The sequence below is a fragment of the uncultured Sphaerotilus sp. genome (assembly GCF_963924895.1).
Classification (GTDB): domain Bacteria; phylum Pseudomonadota; class Gammaproteobacteria; order Burkholderiales; family Burkholderiaceae_C; genus Sphaerotilus.
In genome coordinates this window covers 20,972-40,817 of sequence record NZ_CAWURG010000040.1, presented here as the reverse complement: position 1 = coordinate 40,817, position 19,846 = coordinate 20,972, and the positions used below count along the sequence as shown (strand labels likewise).

Annotated in this window: 13 protein-coding genes and 1 pseudogene; 5 read left to right on the top strand and 9 right to left on the bottom strand. The window is 68.4% G+C overall.

From position 1 onward, the window contains the following. Positions 1 to 144: 144 nt before the first annotated feature. From iolB to AABN02_RS15040, 3 genes and pseudogenes are all read left to right on the top strand, one after another. A pseudogene (iolB, locus tag AABN02_RS15050) lies at positions 145 to 724 on the top strand (5-deoxy-glucuronate isomerase); the annotation flags it as partial. Between the two features lie 349 nt (positions 725 to 1,073). Further along, positions 1,074 to 1,982, top strand: coding sequence for a carbohydrate porin (locus tag AABN02_RS15045; RefSeq protein ID WP_338415742.1), 909 nt, complete (start codon positions 1,074 to 1,076; stop codon positions 1,980 to 1,982). A gap of 127 nt (positions 1,983 to 2,109) precedes the next feature. Beyond that, positions 2,110 to 3,177 carry an oxidoreductase gene (locus AABN02_RS15040; protein ID WP_338415741.1) on the top strand — a complete coding sequence of 356 codons (1,068 nt, stop codon included), beginning with the start codon at positions 2,110 to 2,112 and terminating at the stop codon, positions 3,175 to 3,177. A 10-nt stretch (positions 3,178 to 3,187) separates the two neighbouring features. On the opposite strand, the gene AABN02_RS15035 is transcribed toward AABN02_RS15040, so the two are convergent. The 7 genes from AABN02_RS15035 to AABN02_RS15005 form a co-directional block, all read right to left on the bottom strand. Continuing rightward, positions 3,188 to 6,484 carry a glycoside hydrolase family 15 protein gene (locus AABN02_RS15035; protein WP_338415740.1) on the bottom strand — a complete coding sequence of 1,099 codons (3,297 nt, stop codon included), beginning with the start codon at positions 6,482 to 6,484 and terminating at the stop codon, positions 3,188 to 3,190. Positions 6,485 to 6,544: 60 nt separating this feature from the next. Further along, positions 6,545 to 8,497, bottom strand: a complete 1,953-nt coding sequence (locus AABN02_RS15030; RefSeq protein WP_338415739.1) for an amylosucrase — start codon at positions 8,495 to 8,497, stop codon at positions 6,545 to 6,547. A gap of 67 nt (positions 8,498 to 8,564) precedes the next feature. Then, positions 8,565 to 9,701 (bottom strand): sn-glycerol-3-phosphate ABC transporter ATP-binding protein UgpC, encoded by a 1,137-nt coding sequence (ugpC, locus tag AABN02_RS15025; RefSeq protein WP_338415738.1) that lies wholly within the window; start codon positions 9,699 to 9,701, stop codon positions 8,565 to 8,567. A 36-nt stretch (positions 9,702 to 9,737) separates the two neighbouring features. Then, positions 9,738 to 11,387 carry an alpha-glucosidase family protein gene (locus AABN02_RS15020; protein ID WP_338415737.1) on the bottom strand — a complete coding sequence of 550 codons (1,650 nt, stop codon included), beginning with the start codon at positions 11,385 to 11,387 and terminating at the stop codon, positions 9,738 to 9,740. Between the two features lie 4 nt (positions 11,388 to 11,391). Next, positions 11,392 to 12,228: a carbohydrate ABC transporter permease gene (locus AABN02_RS15015; protein WP_338415736.1), complete on the bottom strand. Its 837-nt coding sequence runs from the start codon at positions 12,226 to 12,228 to the stop codon at positions 11,392 to 11,394. After that, positions 12,228 to 13,142 (bottom strand): sugar ABC transporter permease, encoded by a 915-nt coding sequence (locus AABN02_RS15010; RefSeq protein ID WP_338415735.1) that lies wholly within the window; start codon positions 13,140 to 13,142, stop codon positions 12,228 to 12,230. Before AABN02_RS15010 ends, AABN02_RS15015 begins: the two co-directional genes overlap by 1 nt. A gap of 144 nt (positions 13,143 to 13,286) precedes the next feature. Continuing rightward, positions 13,287 to 14,555, bottom strand: coding sequence for an ABC transporter substrate-binding protein (locus tag AABN02_RS15005; RefSeq protein WP_338415734.1), 1,269 nt, complete (start codon positions 14,553 to 14,555; stop codon positions 13,287 to 13,289). Positions 14,556 to 14,800: 245 nt separating this feature from the next. Between AABN02_RS15005 and glk the strand changes: the two genes are divergently transcribed. Beyond that, the gene (gene glk, locus AABN02_RS15000) at positions 14,801 to 16,651 is read left to right on the top strand and encodes a glucokinase (RefSeq protein ID WP_338415733.1); all 1,851 of its coding nucleotides are present in this window, start codon (positions 14,801 to 14,803) and stop codon (positions 16,649 to 16,651) included. Positions 16,652 to 16,715: 64 nt separating this feature from the next. Further along, entirely contained in the window at positions 16,716 to 17,735 is a 1,020-nt protein-coding gene (locus tag AABN02_RS14995) for a LacI family DNA-binding transcriptional regulator (protein WP_338415732.1), read from the top strand. Between the two features lie 7 nt (positions 17,736 to 17,742). Here the strand turns inward: AABN02_RS14995 and ugpC (AABN02_RS14990) are convergent, their stop codons facing one another. Continuing rightward, positions 17,743 to 18,783: a sn-glycerol-3-phosphate ABC transporter ATP-binding protein UgpC gene (gene ugpC / locus AABN02_RS14990; RefSeq protein WP_338415731.1), complete on the bottom strand. Its 1,041-nt coding sequence runs from the start codon at positions 18,781 to 18,783 to the stop codon at positions 17,743 to 17,745. A gap of 34 nt (positions 18,784 to 18,817) precedes the next feature. Next, positions 18,818 to 19,846, bottom strand: coding sequence for a hypothetical protein (locus AABN02_RS14985; protein ID WP_338415730.1), 1,029 nt, complete (start codon positions 19,844 to 19,846; stop codon positions 18,818 to 18,820).

The following is a 19,846-nucleotide window of genomic DNA, read 5'->3' as shown; positions in this document are numbered from 1 at the left end:
CCCTCGGGCTGAGAAGGCTGCGCCAGCCGGGCTTGTGCTTCACCGGCTCGGCAACCCCTCAATCTAAGAATTTTCGCGCCCGTCGAACTCGACGCCGGTGCGGTCTTGGCTATGGCCGATACCGGGGGGGTGAATACGTACTCGCGCGACAGCGTGTTCGCCGAGCAGTCACCGGACGCGCTGTACGTGCCCGGCGGCCAGACGCTGACCGTCACCGCCGTGCGGGACAGCGAGGTCGCGCTGTGCACGGCCCCGTCCAAGGGCGGCAAGGCGGTGCGCCGGATCGACGGCAGCACCATGCGCCGCAGCGTGCGCGGCAAGGGCTCGAACACGCGCTACGTCTGCGACATCCTGCCCAGGACGACCCGACCACCGACCACCTGCTGGTGGTCGAAGTCATTACGCCAGCGGGACATTCGAGCAGTTACCCGCCGCACAAGCACGACCGCGACCTGCCCCCGAGGAAACCCTGCTGGAGGAAACTTATTACCACCGCCTGAACCCGCCCCAGGGTTTTGCATTTCAGCGTGTCCATACCGACGACCGGAGTATCGACGCGGCCTGCGCCGTGGAAAACCACGACGTCGTGATGGTTCCTCGCGGGTATCACCCCTGTGTTGCGCCACATGGGTACGACCTGTACTACCTGAATGTCATGGCCGGCCCCGGACGCCTCTGGCATTTCAAGAACGACCCGGCCCATGCATGGATGGTGGCGCTGTAACGTCGCGTAATCGCGACAAGGATGTTCCCTAGGTTTTCCGCTAAATCACCTTGATGTAAAAACGCAAACGTTTACATCGCACCTGTGAAAGCCAGTCCTGCCCCTGTCTTGGCACAACTTCACAAGCGCGAAACTCAACGTAACCCGTTTGTTGCTTGAACGTGCGTCGCTTCCGGGTCTCCACCTGACAGCACACAATTCAGACACCGATCGGATGTTGCACTGAAACGACAAATCTGACGAACCAAGGGTCAACCTTAGGTAAATCAAATTTGATTAGTTGCTAATGTTCGTTATCCCAAAGGTCGAGTATTCGACCATCTTCCCGCAACGAAAGAGGAGTCTGACCATGATCCGCAAAACCCAATTCGCCGTGGCCATTGCCGCCCTGATCTCCGCTCCGGCTTTCGCCGCTGTCGGCTGGGATGCCAACATCGAACTGGATACCACGTACCAGAACTCGGCCCTCAACGTCGCGACCGGTGTTGCTGGCCCCCGTGGTGCCAGCCAAACCGGCCGCGTTGAAATCAACGCCTTCTCGAAGACCGACAAGGGCGGTGGTTTCGTTGCTGGCCGCGCCAGCCTGCTCGCCGGCAAGGGCGGCTCCACCGGGGTGGACGACATGTGGGTCCAGATCGGCAACGCCGCTGGCGATGTCAAGCTGGGTCGTTTCGAAGCAGCAGACGTGTTCCCCGTCGGCAAGGACGTCATCGTTGAAGACGGCGGCGCACCGACCGGCTACCGCACCAACACCTTCCGCGGCCGCACCAGCGACGCACACGCTGCGCTGACTCTGAACGCAGGCAGCGGCATCGGCTTCGAGCTGGGCGTCATGGCTGCAGCCAAGAACACCGGCATCCGCCCGGTCGTCAGCTTCGGCATGAACGGCTTCTCGGCCAAGGTCGGCCTGGAAAACGGCAAGAACGCAGCGGGCAAGAAGGTCAGCGGCGCTGGCCTGACGGTCGGCACGACGATGGCCGGTGCCGGCCTGAACGCCAGCTTCGGCTCGGGCAAGGTTGACGGCGTCAAGGGTTCGAGCTTCGGCCTGAACGGCACCTTCGGCCCGGCTGGCGTCGGCTACATCATGGACAAGACCAACTTCACGACCGGCACGAAGAAGGAAAACACCTTCTACGCCGCCTACAGCCTGCCGCTGTTCGACACGGGCGCCACCATCACCCCGGCTGCTTCCTACAGCAAGGCGGATGGCGACACCAAGCGCATCGGCCTGCGCGCCCGCATCAACTACGCTTTCTGATCCCGGCTGCCCCTTCGGCAGCGGAATCAACGTTTTCGGGGTCCACGGTTCTAGTGGTCCTGAGGGGGTGGCATAGAGTGCTGCCACCCTTTCTTGGTGAGCGCCCGCAAGGTGCTCACCTTTTTTTATGTCTGTACGAACCATCCAGTCCATGCTGAACGTCGCACTGATCGGGTTCGGCTATGTCGGCCAGACCTTCCACGCGCCGCTGATCGACAGCGTCGACGGCCTCGCGCTCGCGCTGGTCGCCTCCAGCGATGCCGGCAAGGTCCACGCCCGCTGGCCACAGGTGCGCGTCACCGCCGACTACCTGGCCGCGGCCACCGACCCGGCGATCGACCTCGTCGTCATCGCCAGCCCCAACGACAGCCACTACCCGCTGGCCTGCGCCGCGCTGCTGGCCGGCAAGCATGTGGTGATCGACAAACCCTTCACCGTCTCGATGGACGAGGCACGTGATCTGGTGGAACTCGCCGAGACCCGCGGGCGCCTGCTCTCCGTGTTCCATAACCGGCGCTGGGACGGCGACTTCCTCGGCGCGCAGGCGGCACTGCGCAGTGGCGCGCTGGGCGATGTGCGCGAATGCATCTCCCGCTTCGACCGCTTTGCCCCCGTGCCGCGCGACCGCTGGCGCGAGCGGCCCGGACCGGGCGCGGGCCTGTGGTTCGATCTGGGGCCGCATGTGGTCGACCAGGCGCTGTGCCTGTTCGGCCTGCCGCAGACGGTGATGGCCGACATGACCGGTCTGCGCGATGGTGCTGCGGGCGTGGTGGACTGGGCGCAGGTCGTGCTCGGCTACGACACGGGTGGCGTGCAACGTCGGGTGACGCTGCATGTGACACGGCTGGCCGCCTGGGCCTCGCCGCGCTTCGAACTGCATGGCACCGCCGGCAGCTGGTGTTCGACCGGACTGGACAGGCAGGAAGACCAGCTGAAGGCGGGCATGGCGCCAGGTGCTCCAGACTGGGGCAGTGATCCGCGACCCGCGCTGCAGGTGCTGGGCACCACTGCCGCCGTCGACGTGCCGCGTCCGCGGGGCGACTACCGCCAGTACTACCTCGGCATCCGCGACGCGCTGCGCGGCGCCGGCCCGAATCCGGTGCCGGCCACCGAGGCGCTGCAGGTCATGGCGGTGATGGACTGCGCGATGCGCAGCGCCGCCGAGGGCCGCACGCTGCGCTTCGCGCCGGCCTGAGCCGGCCCGCTCACCCCTCCGCCTCCACCGGCTCCGGCGTCATCAGGACCGCCAGCGCCGCCATCACCCACTGGGCCACCGCGTGGGGCGGGCTGGCGTAGAACGCGGACCAGGCGGCACTGCGGTGCTCGTTGTAGTCCGGCGCGGGCTCGTCCGCCGCGCGCGGTGGCCGCGACTGCTCCCAGCCCTGCCGCACGGCCACGCCCACCAGCACGTCCATCACCAACAGCCCCTCCCCCTGCAACTGCGGGTTGGCGCGGCAGATGTCGGACACCGCCACCAGCGCCTCGATCGTGAGCTGGCGGTACTCGGGCGCATGGATCTTGTTCAGCAGATCCTCCACCTGCAGCGCGAAGCCACGCTCGGACGCCGTCATGTCGGCCCGCGCCACGCGGCTGTCGACACGGTTGCGGCCGTCGAGCTGGTCGCCGATGACGAGGCCCGGGAAATGCCGCAGCACCTGCCAGACGCGGGTGTAGAAGTCCTCCGGCAGCCGGGTGATGACGCCCTGCACTTCGCGCCACGCCAGCCAGCCGCCGACACTCTGGTCGAGCACCGGATCAGCCGACGCCGGGAAATGCACCGTCGCCAGCCCCGCCGCGCGGCCCGTGCCGTCGCGGCTGATGCGGCCGTGCAGCGACTGCAGGCGCAGCAGGTTGCGGTTCATGTCCTGCTCGTGGGCGATGACCTCGCGCAGGCGGGTCAGGATCGCGTGCGGACTCAGGCTGAGCAGGAAGTCGAAGGCCTCGGCCTGCGTCAGTTCGTGCTCGCGGGCCAGCCAGCCGGTGATCAGCAGGATCAGGTACCAGGCGCGCAGCGTCAGCGTGCCCTTGAACAGCGCCGCGTCCGCCTTGATCAGCACGCCCAGCAGCAGCACGATCTCCTGCAGCAGCACCCGCGCCCGCGGATCGTCGCCGCCGTAGCGGCAGATGCGCTCGTGGATCTCGGCGCTGCCCATCGGCCGGCCGATCACAGCCCCTTCCCCATAGGCCCGACCGACCGCCACCCGCTTCTGGCGCACGACAATCTGGGCCACCGCCTCTTCGAGCGCGTCGTCGTGCAGCTCCAGCACGCCGGCCGAGCGGCGGATCAGGCTCCATTTGCGGCCATGGCAGGCGCGGGCATGGAAGTCCAGCACCATCTGCCCGACCGAGCGCCCCCGGTCGGTGCCCCACTGCGCACCGCCGCGCCGCACCAGCAGACCGAGGATCTCGATCTGCTCGTACGGATTGCGGCTGCGGTCCAGCCGGTGGAGCAGCACCTGGGGATCGGCCTCGTGTTCCAGCGCCGCGGCCCGCGCGGGGGTCAGCGGCCGGGTCGAGCCCTCTTCCCAGCCGAGATCCGGCGGCAGGCGGGTGTCCACAGTGGCCGGCTGCTCGGCCGTGGCCGCCCAGGGCGCGGCGTCGAGCCAGTCCATGCGCGTGGTGCGCACCCGCGGCAGCAGCGAGGCCAGCGGACCGACCTCGACGCCGGCGGTGTCGTCGCGCCCCAGCGCCTTCAGGAAATTCAGCAGCACCTCGGCGCTGTTGGCCCCGAGCATGGCCTCGCCGACCAGCAGCAGCAGCAGCGGCTGGCCCTGCTGGTCGCGCACCTGCCAGTGGCGGCGCAGCGCGGCGATCTCGGCGCGGATCTCGTCCACCAGCAGCCGGTTGTCCAGCGTCAGGTAAAAGCCCTGGCGGCTGTAGAAGGCCGGCAGGAAGACGATGGTCTGCGTTTCGCCCCCGTCGGCCGCCGCCAGCGTGAAGACCTGGCTGGTGACGAGGCTGTCGAGGTGCTCGATCGGCCGCCCGCTCAGCCCGAGCCGGTCCACCCGCCCCAGCTCGGCCAGCGCCAGCGCCAGATCGTCGGCGTAGCGCACCTGCAGCGGCTGCACCTGCTCAGGGGTCTCGCAGGCGATGCCGTGGGAAGCGAGCCGGGCCTGCACCAGCCGGTCTGCGCCCAGCACAGCCACCTGCACCCGCACCTGTTCGCGCGCTGCCTCGATCATGGCCTTGGACGCCGCGTCGCTCGGCCCCCGCCCGCGCGGCAACAGTTCGCGCGCGGTCACGTAGCGGTCGTGCACCAGCACCCCGACGAGGTAGAGGCTCTGCGCCCACACCAGCGGCACGTTGTCGTTGGGCTCGCGGCGCTGGCTGCGGGGTTCCCGCCGCTCGGCCTCGACCAGCTCGGCCGGCACGAAGTACAGCTCGGGTAGCAGCCGCACACCGTCCTGCTCGACCATCAGCGCCTCCAGCCGGGTGCGGTAGTCGCGGGCGGCGCTCTGGTCACCCCGCAGCGCCGCGTCCAGCAGCAGGTAGCAGAAGAACAGCGGCCACTCGGACTCGATGTGCGCGAACTGCTCCAGCTCGCCCGGCTCGTAATGCAGGCGGCTGTGGTCTTCGGTGACGGTCTGGTGGCCGTCGCGCAGGAAGCGCTTGCAGCCGTAGCGGCCCTGCAGCTTGCCGACGATCTCGGCCCGGGTGCGCTCGACCAGCGTGGCGTCCCCCACCGCAAAGGCCGGAAAACCGATGATCGACAGCAGCGCCGCGTCGGTTTCCTTGGACTCGGACTCGCGCGGCAGCAGACTCTCCAGCGTGTGGCGGGCCTGCGCGATGGCGTCGGCGGGCACGTGGATGCGCGGGCTGTCGGCGCCGGGCAGGAGCTGCGCGCCATTGACCACCTCCAGCGCCGCCTTGGCCATGCCGACCGAGCTGGCGTTGACCTCCGCCTGGCCGTCGTTGCGCTTGTGGCCGCGCTCCCAGATGCCGTAGTCGGGCGTGCGCCAGGCGTGGGCCAGGTACCAGACCAGGTTCTGCACGAAGTTCAACTCATCGCGGTCGCGCACGATCGAGAGGCCGCCGGCGCTCATCTGCGCGAGCATCAGCAGGAAGATCGCGGTGGCGTCGAGCTGCAAGTGGCCCCACTCGGTGTCGCCGACCACCGGCTCGCCGGACTGGGTCGAATACTTGGCGTGCAGCGCGTCGTGCGGGTGCTGGGTCTGCTTGAAGCGCTCGACCTTGTGCGACTGCCGCATCATCGCCGCCAGCAGGCCGCGCATCAGCCGGGTGGTCGCCGCGTCCAGCGCGTCGGCCTGGACCGGATCGTCCGCACGCCAGGCCCGGCCGAGCGCCCAGACGGCCAGGATGCTGTAGACGTTGTCGCGCACCCAGGCGTGGGTGTAGTCGCCGTGGACCGTGATGGCGGTGCTGGCGGGCAGCAGGCCGGTGGTCGGATCCTGCCGCGACAGGATGATGGTGCGCGCCTGCTGCGTGAGCGCGCGCAGGGCGTCGAGGCGCGGGGCCGTCGTGGAGTCTGCGTGTCTGGTCATGTTGTCCGTCATCCCCGCGCAGGCGGGGATCCACCCGGACGGTCAGTTCACTTTAGCAAGTCACATGCCGCGAGGCACCAGCCACACCATCTGGTACGGCGCCAGCGTGACGGACGAACGGGCCTCGAACGCCGACTGGCCGATCAGGTCCACCATGCGCGCCGGCATGGCCGAGAACACCTCGGCGGCGATGGTCTGCGGGTATTCGCTGAAGTTGCCCAGCACCAGCACGTGGCCGGCGCCGCCCTGCGCGCCATCACGCAGGTAGCCGAGCACGGACGGGATCTTGGTATAGAACGGGACGAGGTGCCCACCGGCCAGCGCCGGCAGGTGCCTGCGCAGGGCGATCAGATGGCGCAGACCGGCGTGGAGGCGCCCGGCATCGGTGCTCGGGTCGCGGCGGTCGGCATAGCGGCGCTCGTCGCGCGCCGGGCGGTGCACCCAGCGGCTGTCCCCGGCTTTCCCGGGATCGTCGACGTAGCCGTGGTCGTCGAGCGTGCCGACCTCGTCGCCAAGGTAGATCAGCGGAATGCCGCCCGAGGACAGCGCCACGCCGTACAGCAGCAGCATGCGCGCCACCGCGTGCGCGTCGCCCTGCTCCAGCCCGCACAGCGAGGCCGCGGTGCCCGAGATGCGGCAGTCGCCGGTGGCCGGGTTGTCCTGGAAGGGCACGCCGCGCGCGAAGCTGCCGGGGAAACGGTTGACGTAGAAGCGGTTGAGGAACTGGCGGTGGTCGAAGCCGTTGATGCCGAGCTGCAGCGCGTCCTCGTCGGCGAAGGTCCAGCCGATGTCGTCGTGGCTGCGCACATAGTTGACCCAGGCGGTGCCGGGGGCGATGTGGTGGCGCTCGGCCAGCGCCTTCTGCAGCATGTCCACCTGGCGCGTGGCCAGCGTGTTCCACAGCAGCGCCATCTGCAGCGGGTTGTACGAGATCTGGCACTCGGCGGGCGAGATGTAGGCCACGACATCGTCCGGGTGGACGATGGCCTCGCTCTTGAACAGCAGCGCGGGCGCGGCGATGCGGGCCAGCGCGTTGTAGGCGCGCAGCAGGTGGTGCGCCTCGGGCAGGTTCTCGCAGGAGGTGCCCAGGCGCTTCCAGATGAAGGCCACCGCGTCCATGCGCAGGAACTCGACGCCCAGGTTGGCGATGAACAGCATCTCGCCGGCCATCGCGCGGAAGACCTCGGGGTTGCTGTAGTTCAGGTCCCACTGGTAGGAGTGGAAGGTGGTCCAGACCCAGCGGCCGTCGTCGAGCTGCGAGAAGGCGCCCGGGTGCTCGTCGGGGAAGATCTCGCGCACCGTGCGCTCGTAGGCGTCGGGCTGGGTGCGGTCGGGGAAGAGGTAGAAGTAATCCTGGTACGCCGGGTCATTCGCGCGTGCGCCCACGGCCCAGTCGTGCTCGTCCGAGGTGTGGTTGAACACGAAGTCCAGCACCAGCGAGATGCCAACCTCGCGCAGCTTCTCCGACAGGTGCCGCAGCTCGTCGATGCTGCCCAGCGAGGGCTTGGTCGCCCGGTAGCTGCTGACCGCGTAGCCGCCGTCGCTGTGCGGCTCGGGGCACAGGAAGGGCGGCATCAGGTGCAGGTAGGTCAGGCCGAGTTCCTGGAAATACGGGATCTGCGCCTCGATGCCGCGGAAGTTGCCCGCGAACAGGTCGACATAGCAGACGCCACCCAGCATGCGCTGCGACTGGAACCAGTCCGGGTCGTGCTCGCGCTGGGCGTCGAGCGCCTTCAGGTCGGGGGCACGGTCGCGCCAGGCGCCGAACGCGGTCTGCAGCAGGCGCGCGAGGAAGGCCTCGAAGTCGGCGCGCGCGCCGTAGAGCGGCTGCAGCTCGCTGCGCAGCGTGGCCAGATGGGCGCGCACGCGTTCGTCGAAGGCGGGCCAGTGGGGCTCGCGGCCCAGGGCCTGGTGCAAGGTCTGCCAGACGCGGCCGAGCTGGGCATCGGGCGTGGCCCAGGCGGGAACGGGGCGTCCGGTCACCCGCGGGCCGGAAATCGTGTCGGTGGCCACGGCGGCCTCCTTGTCAGTGGTCGTACGGATCTGAAAACAGTGCCGGGGCAATCATCGACAGCCGCACTCAGGCGGGCAGTGGCACGGTGCGCTCGAACGCGAGACCCGCCGCATCGAAGAGGTAGCCGTGTTCCGGGCGGACCCGCAGCGTGATGCGCTCGCCCGCCGAGTGACCGGCGTAGCCTTCGAGACGCAGTGTCACCATCGGCGCGTCCGGCGCGATGTCGAGGTAGAGCATCGACGAATCGCCCAGCCGCTCCATCTGGCGCACCTTGGCGTGCAGCGGCGAACCCGCACCGACATCACCGGCCAGCAGGTGCTCCGGACGGATGCCCATCGAAATCTGGTCGCCCGCCTTGGCGCGGCGGGCATCCACCGCGACGGTAATCTGCGCGCCATGCACCTCGACCACCGCGTGGTCCGCCTCGGCGCGCACGAGGCGGCCCGGCAGGATGTTCATCTTCGGGCTGCCGATGAACTCGGCGACGAAGAGGTTCTCCGGGCGGTGGTAGAGGTCCATCGGCGAGCCGAACTGGGCCACGCTGCCGTGGTCCTGCACGCCCTGCCCCGAGCGCAGCAACACGATCTTGTCGGCCAGCGTCATCGCCTCGACCTGGTCGTGGGTCACGTAGATCATGCTGGCGGTGCCGATGTCGTGGTGCAGCTTGGCGATCTCCAGCCGGGTCTGCACCCGCAGCGCGGCGTCCAGGTTGGACAGCGGCTCGTCGAACAGGAACACCTCGGGTTCCTTGACGATGGCGCGGCCGATCGCGACCCGCTGGCGCTGGCCGCCGGACAGGGCTTTCGGCAGGCGGTCCAGCAGCGGGGTGAGCTGCAGGATCTCGGCAGCCTTCTTCACCTTCTGTTCGATCGCAGCCTTGTCCGAGCCCAGCACACGCAGCCCGAAGGCCATGTTCTCGGCCACCGTCATGTGCGGGTAGAGGGCGTAGCTCTGGAACACCATCGCGACACCGCGCTTGGCCGGCGGCAGGTCGTTGACGCGCACGCCGCCGATCGACAGGTCGCCGGAGGTGATGTCCTCCAGCCCCGCGACCATGCGCAGCAGCGTGGACTTGCCGCAGCCCGACGGGCCGACGAAGACGCAGAACTCGCCCTTGCCGATGCGGATGTTGGCGTTGTTGATCGTCAGCGGCAGGCCGGGGGCGTAGCGCTTGCAGATGTTCTTGAAGTCGATGCGTGACATGGCGGGTCCCTTGCGAAGGAAGAGCGTCGTGGGGATTCAGGCTCGGGTCAGACGCGCAAACAGCACGCCATAGGGTTCGAAATGCACCTGCGCACCCGTCACCACGGCACCCTGCACGCCACTGTCGGCGAGCACCTCGGCCACGGTCTCCGCGGCGGACAGGTGCAGCACGGCGGGCTGGTCGCTGAAGTTGAAGGCGCAGAGCACGCGCTCGTCGCCGTGCGTGCGCACATAGGCCAGCACCTGCGCATCGACCGGCAGCAGCGCCATCTCGCCGTGCAGCAGTGCGGGCACGCCACGGCGCCAGCGCAGCAGCTCCCGATAGTGGTTCAGCAGCGACGCGGGATCGCCGGTCTGCTGGTCGACGGCCAGTGCGCGGTGGCTCTCCGACACCGGCATCCAGGGCTTCACCGTGCTGCCCTCGGCGCCGAACCCGAGGTCCGCCAAGGCGCCTTCCCACGCCATCGGCGTGCGGCAGCCATCGCGGCCCTTGAACTCGGGCCACATCGTGATGCCGTAGGGGTCCTGCAGGTCCTCGTAGGCGACCTGCGCCTCGGACAGGCCCAGTTCATCGCCCTGGTAGAGGCAGGCCGTGCCGCGCAGGCTGAGTTGCAGCGCCACGGCCGCGCGCAGCAGGCCCATCGGCGGGTTCGCGCCGCCCCAGCGTGTCGCCACGCGGGGAATGTCGTGGTTCGTGATCGCCCAGCACGGCCAGCCGCTGCCGACCACCGCGTTGAAGCGGGTGAACACGCCGTGCAGATACGGTGCCGAATGCGGCTCGCCGAGCAGGTCGAAGCAATAGGCCATGTGCAGCTTGTCGCCGCCCGAGGTGTACTCGGCCACACGGGCCAGCCCGTCGTCGTCGCCGATCTCGCCGACCATGGTCGTGTCGGGGTACTGGTCCACCAGCGCGCGCAGGCGCTGCAGGAAGACGAGGTTCTCCGGCTGGCTCTTGTCGAAGTGGTGCCACTGCCAGGCGTAGGGATTGACCGGGCTGACCGCCGGATCGCTGCCATCGGGCATCCCGCGGCCGGGGTTGTCGCGCAGCTGGCGGTCGTGGAAGTAGAAGTTGACCACGTCGAGCCGGTAGCCATCGACCCCGAAGTCGAGCCAGAACTTCACGCAGCCGAGCACCGCGTCCTGGACGTCCGGGCAGTGGAAGTTCAGGTCGGGCTGGCTGGTCAGGAAGTTGTGCAGGTAGTACTGGCGCCGCCGCGTGTCCCACTGCCAGGCCGAGCCACCGAAGATCGACAGCCAGTTGTTGGGCGGGTTGCCGTCGTCCTTGGCGTCGGCCCAGACGTACCAGTCGGCTTTCGGGTTGTCGCGGCTCTGGCGGCTCTCCTGGAACCACGGGTGCTGGTCGGCCGTGTGCGAATACACCTGGTCGATCATCACCTTCAGGCCGAGCGCGTGCGCCCGGTCGACCAGCGCGCGGAAGTCCGCCAGCGTGCCGAACAGCGGGTCGACATCGCAGTAGTCGCTGATGTCGTAGCCGAAGTCCTTCATCGGCGACTTGAAGAAGGGCGACAGCCAGATGCCGTCCGCGCCGAGCGCGGCGATGTGGTCGAGCCGGCGCGTGATGCCGGGCAGGTCGCCCACGCCGTCGCCGTTGCTGTCCTGGTAGCTGCGGGGGTAGATCTGGTAGATCACGCCGCCGCGCCACCACTGGTTGTTGGAGACTGCCATCACGTCAACCCTTGACTGCGCCTGCCGTGAGGCCGGAGACGATCTTCTTCTGGAACACGAGCACGAGGAGCACCAGCGGCACGGTCACGATCACCGAGGCGGCCATGATGCTGCCCCAGGGGATCTCGTAGGCGGTGGCGCCCGAGATCATCGAGATACCGACCGGCACCGTGCGCTGGAAATCGTCGGTCATGAAGGTCAGCGCGAAGAGGAACTCGTTCCACGCGCCGATGAAGGCCAGCAGCCCGGTCGAGACCAGCGCTGGCGCCAGCAGCGGCATGAAGACCTCGAAGATGATGCGCAGCGGGCCGCAGCCGTCCATGATCGCGGCCTCTTCCAGCTCCTTGGGCAGGCCGCGCATGAAGGTCGTCAGCATCCACACCGTGAACGGCAGCGTGAACACCGTGTAGGGCAGCACCAGCCCGATCGAGCGGTTGTACAGACCCAGCGCCTGCATCAGCTCGAACATGCCCGACAGCACCGCGACCTGCGGGAACATCGACACGCCCAGGATCGCCAGCAGCAGCGTGCTCTTGCCCTTGAAGTTGATGCGGCCGAGGGCATAGGCGCCGGTGATGGCCATCAGCATCGAGATCGTCACGGTGACGGTGGCCACCATGATCGAGTTGCCCAGCTGGGTGCCGAAGGGCTGCTTGCCGTTGAACAGCGCGACGTAGTTGCTCAGCGTCGGCGCATCCGGCAACAGGCTGGTGCTGAACAGCGCGGTGCCGGTTTTCAGCGAGGTGGTGACGGTGTAGAGGAAGGGGTAGACCGAGATCACGACGACCAGCGCCGCGAACAGGTACAGGAGGACCGTGCCCCAGAGTGGACGCTGGTTCATCAGTTGGACTCCTCGTTGAGCTTGACGCGGGCGGCGCGCATGAAGAGCAGCGCGGTCAGGAAGATGATGATCGTCAGCGAGGTGGACGCCGCCGAGCCGGAGCCCAGGTTGCCGTTGTCCACCATGTCGCGGCGCACATAGCCCGACATGCTGATGGTGGAGCCACTGTTGGAGGTCAGCACGTAGATCAGGTCGAACACGCGCAGTGCGTCCAGCAGGCGGAAGATCACGGCCACCATCAGCGGGTGCTTGATCAGCGGCAGCGTCACCTTCCAGAACAGGCGCAGCGGATGCACGCCATCGACGCGGGCGGCTTCGTAGCAGTCCTTCGGCAGCGTCTGCAGCGCGGCCAGGATCAGCAGGGCCATGAAGGGCGTGGTCTTCCACACATCCACGGCCACCACCGTCCACAGCGCGTAGGCCGGGTCGGCGGTGAAGGCAATCTTGTGGCTGATGAGACCCCAGTCGACCAGCAGCTGGTTGATCAGCCCGAACTGGTCATGCAGGATCCAGCCCCACATCTTGGCCGACACGATGGTCGGGATGGCCCAGGGCACCAGCACGGCGGTGCGCACCAGCGTGCGGCCCTTGAACTCCTGGTTCAGCAGCATGGCCACACCCAGGCCGGCCAGCGTTTCCAGGATCACCGAGAAGAAGGAGAACTGGAAGGTGTTCCGGATCGCCACGCCCCAGTCGGTTTCCCAGAACTCCGCCGAGAAGATGGAGTTGCCGAACAGGCCGTACTCGGAGAAGTAGTTGTCAAAGCCGACGTAGCTGTACTCGGCGATGTTGTTGATGTTCGTGTCCGTGAAACTGAACCAGATCGACCGCGCCAGCGGCCAGCCGGCCACCAGCACCATCAGGATCAGCATCGGCGCCAGGAAGGTCCAGGCAATGCGGGTGCGGTTTTTCATGGGGGTGTCCAGGAGATTCCAGACCGGATAAACAGGAACGGGGCGCCGGCAACCATGGCAGACGCCCCGTCGGGAGCTGTGCCCCTGGCGGGGCGGGCTGAACCGGTCAGGCTGACCGGTTCAGCCGATCAGCCGATCAGCAGATCACCACTTGGCCTTCTTGATCTGCTTGAGCTTGGCTTCCAGCTTCTTGACAGCCTCGGCACCGGTGGACTTCTTTTCCAGCACGTCGTGGGTCGCGTCCCAGAAGGCGTTGGAGACTTCCGGGTACTTCAGGCCGGTGGCGGTGGCCGGACGGGCGGCGGCGTTGGTGAACACGTCCAGCAGCTCGACCATGAACGGGTTGGCCTTGGCGATGTCGCCGTCCTTGTACAGGGCCGGGATCGTCGGGTTGTACGAACCACCCACGGCGCGCTTCTTCTGGATCTCGGCGCTGGTCATGTACATCGCCAGCGACGCGGCAGCGTCCACGTTCTTGGAGTACTTGTTGACCGCCAGCTGCCAGCCACCCAGGGTGGCGGCCTTCTTGGCGCCCGGACCGGTGCCGGCCGGCAGTGCGGCGACGCCGATCTTGTCCTTGATCGGGCTGTCCGCGGCCTGACCCAGCGACCAGGCGTACGGCCAGTTGCGCATGAATGCGGCCTTGCCGTTCTGCCACACGCCACGGGCGTCTTCTTCGCCGTAGTTCATCACGCCTTGCGGGGCGATGGTGCCGATCCACGACGCCGCCTGGTCCAGCGCCTTGGCGGCCTGCGGGTTGTTGATGGTGATGGCACCCTTGCTGTCGATGATGGTGCCGCCGCCGTAGCTGTAGACCCATTCCAGCGCGTCGCAGGTCAGGCCTTCATACGCCTTGGCCTGGAACACGAAACCCTGGAAGTCCTTGTCGGTGGCGCGCTCGCCGTCCTGGATCTTCTTGGCGCCAGCGGCCAGCTCTTCCCAGGTCTGCGGCACCTTCACGCCGTGCTTGGACAGCAGGTCCTTGCGGTAGAACAGCAGGCCGGCGTCGGTGAAGAAGGGCATGCCCAGCAGCTTGCCGTCCACGGTGTTGTTGGCGACGATGGCCGGGAAGTGGTCCTTCTCGACGCCCTTCGAATACTTCTTCAGGTCGACCAGGTGGTCCTTGATCACACCAGGCCACACCACGTCGATCATGATGACGTCGAGGTCGGACGACTTGGCGGCGAACTGCTGGCGCAGCAGGGCCAGGTTGTCGGTCGTGCTCGCCGGCGGGGTGTACATCTTGACCGTGTGGCCGTTCTTCTTGCCCCAGTCCTCGGCAAACTTGCCGCAGAACTCGACGTCGGCGGCGTTGTTGCCACACGAGATGGTGATGGTGGCAGCGTGTGCGCTGACCAGCCCGCCGAACGCCAGGGCGACGCCCGCGGCAACTTGCTTGTATGTGATGGACATGATGGCCTGTCTCCTGTTTTACGTGGCAATTCACGCCACAGGCCACAATGTAATTTCCTTACAGTCATCCTAAAACTAGTAGAAACCCTGAAATTCATGACCCCAAAATGGTGCATCTCAATCGTTTTCGTTGCCGTCGATAACGTTTGCGTTTCGTTGCGTTCGGCAATTTGCATCGTTTCGCCATGCACTCCGGAAAAGCCTCACCCTTGAGTTCCAGTGTAATTTCATTACCATTCAACACCATGAATCCCAATCCAGTCGCTTTGCCCTACCCCGATGGCCCCCGCCTGCTGGCCGACGTCGGCGCCAGCAACATCCGCTTCGCGCTGGAAACGGCGCCGGGCTGTTTCGGCACTGCGGCCGTGCTGCCCTGTGCGGCGCATGACAGCCTGGAGTCGGCGATCCGCACATTCCTTCAGAGCCAGCAGCTCGCCGGCGTGCGGCACGCGGCGCTGTCGCTGCCCAACCCGATCTCCGGTGACCGGATCAAGCTGACCAACCACCCGTGGGAGTTCTCGGTCGAGGCCATGCGGCGCACCTTCGGCCTGCAGACCCTGCTGGCGATCAATGACTACACGGCGCTCGCCATGGGGCTGACCCGGCTGGCACCGCAGGAGCGCATCCAGGTGGGCGGCGGTGATCCGCTGCCGGGCGGGGTCATCGGCGTGATCGGCCCCGGCACCGGCCTGGGCGTGTCGGCGCTGGTGCCCTTCCAGGACCGCAATGTCAGCCTCACCACCGAGGGCGGCCACGCCAGCTACGCGGCACAGGACGACGACGAGGCGCTGGTCGTCGCCCACGCCCGCCAGCGCTATGGCCATGTCTCGGGCGAGCGGCTGATCTCGGCCTCCGGGCTGGAGCTGACCTACGAAGCACTCGCCCTGCGCAGCGGTCACCAGCCCGCCACCCGCAGCGCGCCCGACATCTCGGCCGCCGCGCTGGCCGCCGAGCCGGACCTGATCGCCCGCCAGGCGCTGTCGATGTTCTGCGCCATGCTGGGCACCGCGGCCGGCAACCTCGCGCTGACGCTGGGCGCGCTGGGTGGCGTCTACATCGGCGGCGGCATCGTGCCGCAGATCGCCCGCTTCTTTGCGCAATCGGCCTTCCGCACCCGCTTCGAGGCCAAGGGACGCTTCCAGCCCTGGCTCGCCCGCGTGCCGACCTGGATCGTCACGGCGCCGCGGGCGGGCCTGCGCGGCGCGTCCGCCATGCTGGACGACCACCTCACCGCCGACCACGGCGCCGGCCCGCTGCTGGTGGACATCCGGGCCTCGATGGACAAGCTCTCGGCATCCGAGCGCATCGTCGCGCAGGACCTGCTGTCGGCGCCACGCGCCTGGATGAGCGACTCGATCGCCCGCATCGCCGAGCGCTGCGGCGTGAGCACGCCCACCGTGATGCGCTTCTGCCGCTCGCTGGGCTTCAAGGGGCTGGTGGACTTCAAGCTGCGGCTCGGCTCGGGCCTGTCGGGCACCACCAAGGTCGCCCACCGCGAGGTCAGCGCCGAGGACCCGACCGCCGAGCGCATCGGCAAGGTCTTCGACAACTCGATCTCGGCGCTGATCGGCCTGCGCGACCGGCTGCACCCGGACGTGTTCGAGCGCGCCGTGGCCGCACTCGCGGGCGCGCGCCGCATCGAGGTCTACGGCACCGGCAGCGCCGCGCTCACCGCCGAGGATGCCCAGCACAAGCTCGGCCGGCTCGGCCTGGCCGCGCTGGCCCGCACCGATGCGCAGCAGCAGAACCTGACCTCGATCTACCTCGGCGCCGAGGACGTGCTGCTGGTGCTGTCGAATTCGGGGGAGCTGGACTCGATCAACGAGGCCGTGGCCCGTGCCCGCCATGCTGGCACCACGGTGATCGCCATGTGCCCGCAGCGCAGCGAGCTGGCGCGGCTGGCGGACATCGTGCTGCCGGTCGACCACCCGGACGATGTGCAGGCGCTGGTGCCGATGGTGTCGCGGCTGATGCAGACGGTGATGATCGACGCGCTGGTCAGCGACCTGGCGCTGCAGCGGCGCCCGCTGATCCACCGCGCGCTGGCGCACCAGGACGACCAGCGCTTCGACGCCCTCAGCTCGCACAGCCGCTAAGCTGTGCGGCATGCCGGCTTCCCCACCTTCCCCGCCCGCGGCGCCTGCTGTCGCACCACGGCGCATGCGCCCCACCCGCGTCACCATGCAGGACGTCGCCCGCGCGGCGCAGGTCTCGCAGACCACGGTGTCCTTCGTGCTGAACGACCGTGCCGAAGCCAGCATTCCGCAGGAGACCCGCGACCGCATCTGGCAGGCCGTCACCACGCTCGGCTACCGCCCCAACGCGATGGCCCGCGCCCTGCGGCAGGGCACGTCAAGTCTGATCGGCTTCGTCACCGACGAGATCGCCACCACGCCCTTCGCCGGCCAGATCGTGCGCGGCGCGCAGGACGTGGCCTGGCAGCACCGGCGCATCCTGATGATGATCAACACCGACCACCAGAGCGACCTGGAGCAGGAAGCCCTCGGCGCGCTGCTCCAGCACCAGGTGGACGCGATCATCCTGGCGACGATGGCGCACAAGGAAATCGCGGTGCCAGCGCTGCTGGACGGTTTCCCCGTCGTGCTGGTGAATGCCTACAGCGCGCTGGACGACGTGCCCGCCGTCGTGCCCGACGAGCGCCGTGGCGGCTTCGAGGCCACCGCGCACCTGCTCGCCCACGGCCACCGCCGCATCGGCGTGATCGACAACCTCGACGACTCGGTGGCGGCGACGCTGCGCATCCAGGGCTGGCGCGACGCACACGTGCAAGCCGGGCTGGCCGCGGACCCTGCGCTGCTGGTGAAGATCCATGGCTGGCAGGAGGCGGGCTTCGAGGGCGCGATGGACCTGCTGCAGCGCCCGGACCGGCCGACCGCCCTGTTCTGCCTGAACGACCGCGCCGCGATGGGCGCCTTCGAAGCGGCACGCGCACTCGGCCTGCGCATCCCCGAGGACGTGTCGATCGTCGGCTTCGACAACCAGGAGGTCATCGCCGCCCACCTGCGCCCGACACTCACCACCATGCAGTTGCCGCACCACGAGATGGGCCGGCGCGGGATGCTCGCGCTGCTCGGCGTGGAGCCGCTGCCGCGCGGACGCACGCTGCTGCACTGCCCGCTGGTCGCGCGGGCCTCGGTGGGTCGCTGCGCGGCGCCTTGAGCGGGACTCAGACCGAGCCGGTGCGGCGGCCTTGCGCGTCGAACAGGTGCAGCGCGCCCGGCTTCGGGCTCAGCGTCACCGCCATGCCGGCCTGCCAGGGGCCCGCCTCTTCCGCGGACAGCTTCAGGCTGACCGGCTGCTCGACACCGTCCACCCGCGCGTAGACCAGCACCGTGTCGCCGAGGTGCTCGGTCAGGTCGATGCGCGCCGACCAGCCGCGCTGACCCGACGCCGGATCGGTCGGCAGCAGCGACTCCGGCCGGATGCCGACCTGCGACGCACCGGCTGCGGCCGGATGCCACGCAGCGGTCGACGCCGGCAGCACGTTCATCTTCGGGCTGCCCATGAACTGCGCGACGAAGACGTTGGCTGGCCGCTGGTACAGCTCCAGCGGCGTGCCGACCTGCTCGATGATGCCGCCGTTGAACACGGCGATGCGGTCGCCCATGGTCATCGCCTCGACCTGGTCGTGGGTCACGTAGACCATCGTCGAGCCGAGTTCGCGGTGCAGCTTGGTCAGCTCGACGCGCATCTGCACGCGCAGGCCGGCGTCCAGGTTGGACAGCGGCTCGTCGAACAGGAAGACCGCCGGCTTGCGCACGATCGCGCGGCCGATCGCCACGCGCTGCCGCTGGCCGCCGGACAGGGCCTTGGGCGTGCGGTCCAGCAGGTGGGTGATCTGCAATACCTTGGCGGCCTGCTCGACCTGCTCGCGCGCTTGCGCCTTCGGGACTTTCGCCATCTTCAGGCTGAAGCCCATGTTCTCGGCGACGGTCATGTGCGGGTAGAGCGCGTAGCTCTGGAACACCATGGCCACGCCGCGCTGGGGTGCGGGCAGGTCGTTGGCCACCTGGTCGCCGATCTTCAGCTCGCCGGCCGTGATGCTTTCCAGCCCGGCGATCATGCGCATCATGGTGCTCTTGCCGCAGCCCGACGGGCCGACGAACACCATGAACTCGCCGTCGCGGACCTCCAGGTCCACGCCCTTGATGACCTCGACGCTGTGGTCGTAGGACTTGCGGATGCCCCGCAGTGTGACGCTGGCCATGTCGGCCTCCTCGAATGTCGAATGTCGAATTTGCTCAGGGGGACGGGCGCAGCGAGAGCGCACCCGTGTCCGGGTCGACGCCCAGCGGCATCGGGTCGCAGACCGTGCCGGCGAAGGTGCCGTCGGTCTGCCAGTAGTTGAAGGCCATCAGCGCGGGACCGTGATCGGTCTCGACCAGACGCCCCGCGTAGCGGCGGCACGGCAGATCCCCGTCCAGGAACGGCGCCGGCCCGACCCGCCACGGCCCGAGCGGGTGCTCGGCCATCAGGTAGTGCGTACCCCAGACCGGCGACTGGCCGCTGGCGACGAGGTGGCGCGCGGCGTAATCCTGCGACCAGTGCTCGCCCGCATTGCAGAAGAAGCAGTACCAGCGCCCGCCGATCTGCAGCACCTGCGGCACTTCGAGCTGGCCGAAGTCGCCCGTGAACACCGGCGGACACAGCGTCCAGGTCTGCAGGTCCGGCGAGCGCGCCAGACCGATGGCGCCGCGGGTGTTCAGCTCCTCACCGTCCGGCACGCGGGCGGTGAAAACCATCAGCCAGCCCTCGCCGTCCGGGTCGCGCATCACCCACGGGTCGCGCATCGCCCGGCCGTCCCACGGGCCGCCGTCCGGCAGCACGTATTCCTCGTACAGCGCGCTGACCGGATCGCCGGCCACGAGGTCGAGCACGAGTCCGTCGCCGACCCGCTGCCAGTGGTGGCCGTCCACGCTGGTGGCGTGGCCGATGCGCTGGCGGCGGCCGTTTTCGGCGGCGCAGGTGCCGGTGTAGAACTGGTGCCAGCCGCCCGCGTCGTCGCGCACGACCGAGCCGGTCCAGACCGTCTTGTCGTCCCAGGCCGGCGAGGCGGCCGGGGCGAAGCTGGTGCCCAGGTGGGTCCAGTTCACCAGGTCGGTGCTGACGGCGTGGCCCTGCGTCACATTCCAGTGGCGCAAGGACTCGTCACCGAGCGCCTTGTCCGCCTTCAGGAACCAGATGTGCCAGCAGGTCTCCCCGCTGTCGCCGGCCTCGCCGACGCGGTGCGTCCAGAAGTCCCAGATCCATTGGTCTTGCAGTGCAAGCAT